The 4,610-nt window shown below is 46.2% G+C and carries 5 protein-coding genes; 1 reads left to right on the top strand and 4 read right to left on the bottom strand.

The window, feature by feature from the left end:
• Positions 1-107: 107 nt before the first annotated feature.
• The 4 genes from LSG34_RS20550 to ggt all read right to left on the bottom strand — a co-directional run bounded on the left by LSG34_RS20550 (position 108) and on the right by ggt (position 3,899).
• Complete coding sequence (locus LSG34_RS20550) at positions 108-539, bottom strand: acetyltransferase (protein WP_233011206.1); 432 nt, start codon at positions 537-539, stop codon at positions 108-110.
• 109 nt (positions 540-648) lie between these two features.
• Entirely contained in the window at positions 649-1,302 is a 654-nt protein-coding gene (locus LSG34_RS20545) for a hypothetical protein (protein WP_233011205.1), read from the bottom strand.
• A gap of 426 nt (positions 1,303-1,728) precedes the next feature.
• Positions 1,729-2,088, bottom strand: a complete 360-nt coding sequence (locus tag LSG34_RS20540) for a hypothetical protein (protein WP_233011204.1) — start codon at positions 2,086-2,088, stop codon at positions 1,729-1,731.
• A gap of 71 nt (positions 2,089-2,159) precedes the next feature.
• The gene (gene ggt / locus LSG34_RS20535) at positions 2,160-3,899 is read right to left on the bottom strand and encodes a gamma-glutamyltransferase (protein WP_233011203.1); all 1,740 of its coding nucleotides are present in this window, start codon (positions 3,897-3,899) and stop codon (positions 2,160-2,162) included.
• Positions 3,900-4,145: 246 nt separating this feature from the next.
• Between ggt and LSG34_RS20530 the strand changes: the two genes are divergently transcribed.
• Entirely contained in the window at positions 4,146-4,568 is a 423-nt protein-coding gene (locus LSG34_RS20530) for an AraC family ligand binding domain-containing protein (RefSeq protein ID WP_233011202.1), read from the top strand.
• Positions 4,569-4,610 lie beyond the last annotated feature (42 nt).

The following is a 4,610-nucleotide window of genomic DNA, read 5'->3' as shown; positions in this document are numbered from 1 at the left end:
ACTTCATTTAGTTCTCCTTTAACAAGAGACGGGGAAAAACGGGAGCAAAACTTTCTTTAACGACAGATCAAAGGATCAAAACCTCAGCTCTAACCCTCATCAACTATTTAAAGTGCCAGATGCAACAAAGGATAAGCTTTACCCTGACCATCAACTGCTGAGCGGCCTATAACCGAAAAACCAATATGCAGGTAAAAACCTTTGGCTTGCTCATTCTGTTCATTCACATCAACCTTGGTTGCGCCTTGCTTTTTGATTGCATGGGTAGCTAATAATGACCCAACCCCTCTGCCACGCGCATCAGGTGAGATAAACAGCATTTCAATAGCACCGTCATGCACACCACAAAATCCCAGTATTTCACCTTTGCTGTTTTTAGCACATCTTAAGTCAACGGCATCAAAATACTGCTCAAGAATAAGAGGTTTTAATTCCTGCAGATCCTCCTCTTTCAGAAAATCATGGGTGGCTCTGACCGATGCTTCCCAAATCTCCAACAACTTGAGGTGATCGGCTTTTTCTACATTCTCTATATTCATTACATAACCCGATTAAAGACTTAGTGCCCTATTCACCAGAAAACAGGATCTTGCGACTGGTGTAGCCACATGCCAATTGACTCAAAAAACCTTATTTGACCACACGCTCTTAACCTCTACTTGTATCGCCCCGCTGCATACGGACAAGCATTTTCACTATCATAGCTCTGTGCAGAAGCAACTCACCTGCAGTAGTTTGAATACTCTTACTTTGTTTAAGATCAGGCCAGCACCAGCGCCCTCTTATAAAGCTTAATCGTAACGCCAGACTCAGGAATACCATCAGCAGATTTAATTTTTGCCCCGAAAACGCCTTGCCAGCTACAAAACCTAGTTTTTCTGCGGAATTGTTACTAAAAAAGTAGGATGTTGCGGTAATTTCAGTGTGCCCACTTAATCGTCCCTCTGCTACTGCGTCGCAAATAGCCAATAATCCCTGCAAAATATGCCGCACGACCTGTCGCTGTGCCCGCGCACCACGATCACGCCAGCGCAGATGCGTTAGGTAGTCGTATAAAGTTCCCGCGTGCAGATCGATACCTTGTGGCGATGCTGTGGCAAGCAACAGAGGCGAGTAATAGGTAAAACGCCTGATCAGTGCATAAAGTGGTGTTAACAACAAACTTTCAAGTACAGATATAAAGGGTAGCCACAAGATAGCGGCCAACAACCAGTACAAACCTTTTGGCAGCAGCACAAACGGCAGCCCAAGCAGCAGTATAAAAACACCAGCCAAAGTGAATGCAATCAGCCACGGACGCATGTTGACTCGTAGCTATCAGGTGCTTTTTGGTGGAGTACTCTAAATTTTTCGAGCATTTCCTCGCGTGGGAATTGTCTGCCTGCTACTCGCGCCTCAATGTAAGGAAGTAGCCATGCACCACCACTAACTGTGAAGTGCTCCCTCCACTGGGGTTCAAGCGCAGCGGAGGCCGATACGGTACAACCTACAGCGCCACTAGGCATATTTCGCCCCCACTATGAATAAAGACAGCAATAAATAACCTGCAAAGGGTGCGTCTACAAAAATAGCGAGTAACATCCATGTCTTTTTCAGCCAAAGGTGGCGATTCAGAAAATCCATATGTTGTCCTTAACATCTAAAGTCCCAAGCCACTAACTATCCCGGCTAAAATTTGCAACCTGGTAACAACACCAGGAAGTATTTGCCCTGCTTATTTAACTTGTTCTATCGCTGTTCACAGCTGACCTGATGGTCACTTTTTATAGAAATAACAACACGCTTATTGAATTCGTTATCAGTAACGTACCCGCAACTGCCATGAGTTTCAACAGCATCGGTAAATTTGATTGTATAGCGGTAAACACCATCCTTTGGTTGCGTCAACGAATAATGAAGTGCATTGCCTGAGCCGCTGGCAATAGAACCAAAATCTAAATGGCTAGCGGGCAAATCAATTTCAGCCTGATCTACTCCAACTGCCGAACTGTTTACGATGGTGATACTGGGTAACACATAGAAACTTGAATAATAAAGCACGACCAATAAAGTGAGCACTGCAAATACGATTTTATACAGAAGTTTCATTTTGCTCCCATGGGCAATATGAGGTTGAAAGAAGCGGTACGCAGTAACTGCTACACCACTTTCTTTTTGTTTTAGTGTGCCGCTGCAACGCCGTCTCGTCTGGAATCAGACCCTGCCACATAACCTTTGTCTAATTTCATCACCGCCTGGCCACTACCAAATATCAGGCCTCTGCTATTGCCAAGAAACACGCTTTGCGCTGTGGCCATAATTGGATTTTGTGGTGCATGCCCCATCGAAAATAATTCATCTACTGTGTCTTGAGATATGCCTTGCTCAAAACTCACATTGTTATCTTCCCAGTGCCGGAACCTTGGTGCGTCCATAGCTTGTTGCACATCCATATCAAACAACACCATGTTCAGCATCACTTGCACATGAGCTTGTGGCTGCTGTGGCCCGCCGACAATACCAAAACTTAACCAGGGTTGTTGCTTGCCTTGTGCGTCTGCCTTGGTCACAAAACCCGGGATAATGGTATGAAATGGGCGTCTGCCTGGCGCTACTGTATTGGCTCTGTCAGGCTGCACTGACAAGCCTACTCCGCGGTTTTGCAGCGCAAAACCAGTGCCAGGTACCACAATTCCTGAACCAAAAGAACCTGCTAAGCTATTGATAAAAGACACCATATTGCCTTGGCTATCTGCAACGCTCAAATAAGTGGTTTCGCTGGTGGTTAACGAGGGTTCAGGATCGGCCCTTTCCATAGCTTTGTCTGCGTTAATTTGCGCACGACGCTTGGCAATCACCTGATCTGACAGTAACTGTTGTGGTGTGATCTGCATAAATTCGGGGTCACCGACAAAAAGTTCCAGATCGGCATAAGCCAGTTTTTTCGCTTCAATCAAATGATGTAGATAGTCTGCAGAATTGTGCTTCATACCAGCTAAATCAAAAGGTTCTAATATCTTCAGCATTTCTAAGGCAGCAATGCCCTGGCCATTGGGCGGTAATTCCCACAGCCGATACTCTTTAAACGAAACCGAGAGAGGTTCTACCCACTCTGCGCTGTAGTTAGCAAAGTCATCCTGGGTTAAAAAGCCACCTAGTTCCTGCACTCGTGTCGCAATTTTTTGACCCAGCTCGCCGCCGTACAGCACTTGCGGGCCTTGCTCAGCAATGAGTTTTAAAGTGTTGGCATAATCAGGGTTAGTAAACCATTCACCGGCTTTGGGTGTTCTGGCGCCACCCATTAAAAAAGTGGCTCTTGAACCTTGATCCCAATTGATCTTGCTTTCGAATAAACCCCATTCAGTGGCGGTGGTGTCCGAGATAAGAAAGCCCTTTTCTGCAAGCTCTATGGCCGGTGCCAATGCTTCAGCTAAGGTTATGCTGCCATGCGCTTCTAATAGTTTTGCCCAGCCAGATAATGCGCCTGGTAATGTAATAGACTCCGGGCCTTCATCTGGCACACGTCTGCGATCAGCCATTTTTTCAAACGTCATCAAGGCACCTGCATGACCACTGCCATTAATTCCAACCAATCGTTGCTCTTTTTCCAACCACAGCATGGCGAACATGTCGCCACCAATGCCAGTCATATAAGGTTCGACCACACTTAAAACCGCCGCTGCTGTGACTGCAGCATCAACTGCATTGCCGCCATTTTTCAGTACAGTAAGACCTGCCTGACTAGCTAAGGGCTGGCTGGTCGAAACCACGCCATTGGGCGCATATACAGCTTTTGCCTCGAAAGGCTCAGTGGGTGAACCAAGGCCGGCCCGAAATGAAAAACCAGCCACAATAGCCGATACCGCAACCAGTGTGATGATCGCCAGCATCCAAAGTAAAAACCTCTTGATTCCGTTCATATAATTTTATTTCCCCGATGTTTGACGACACTCTGATTTTTGTATTGATAGCTACCGCTGCGATAAACCTAAGGTAGTGTTATGACGCCTGGGTAATTTTTAGTCAGATACTATAACCCAATGAAATTTCTGGGATATAGTAGCCAGGTCAGCTAGTGTGTTATTGAACGATATTGCGCTTTGATGCAGAGACTAAGATCTGCTTTGGTCTGGCATGAAATGGATAAATTCAGGAGTACCGCAAGGATGGGTAAACAGCGCACTGATAGCAACAACTGGGTAAAAAGAGCAGCAGGTGAAACAGAACGCATCGAAGCCTGTTTTAGCGGCCTTGCTTATGCGCCACATAGTCATGACACTTACACTCTGGCGTTAACTACAGCAGGCGTACAAAGCTTTAATTATCGTGGTGAACTACGCCATTCGCTGCCCGGTGAGGTGGTGATATTGCACCCAGACGAAACCCACGACGGCCAGGCTGGAACCGATAGCCCCTTTGCGTATAGAGCCATCAGTATCAATCCCGTTGATGTGCAGAATATTCTGCAAGGTGTCAGCCTGCCTTTTTTGCAAGGTGGAGTCACCAGAGATCCGCGCTTTATCCAAATTGCCACCAGGCTATTAGCTGAATTTGATCGTCCACTGGAGACACTGGAGCAGCAGGATTGAATCGACCAGAGTTTCCTAGACACAAAATAGCATTACAATGCA

Source organism: Rheinheimera faecalis, assembly GCF_021290965.1.
Lineage (GTDB): Bacteria > Pseudomonadota > Gammaproteobacteria > Enterobacterales > Alteromonadaceae > Pararheinheimera > Pararheinheimera faecalis.
The sequence above is the reverse complement of the archived record's forward strand: the minus strand, read 5'-3'. Positions and strand labels throughout refer to the sequence as shown.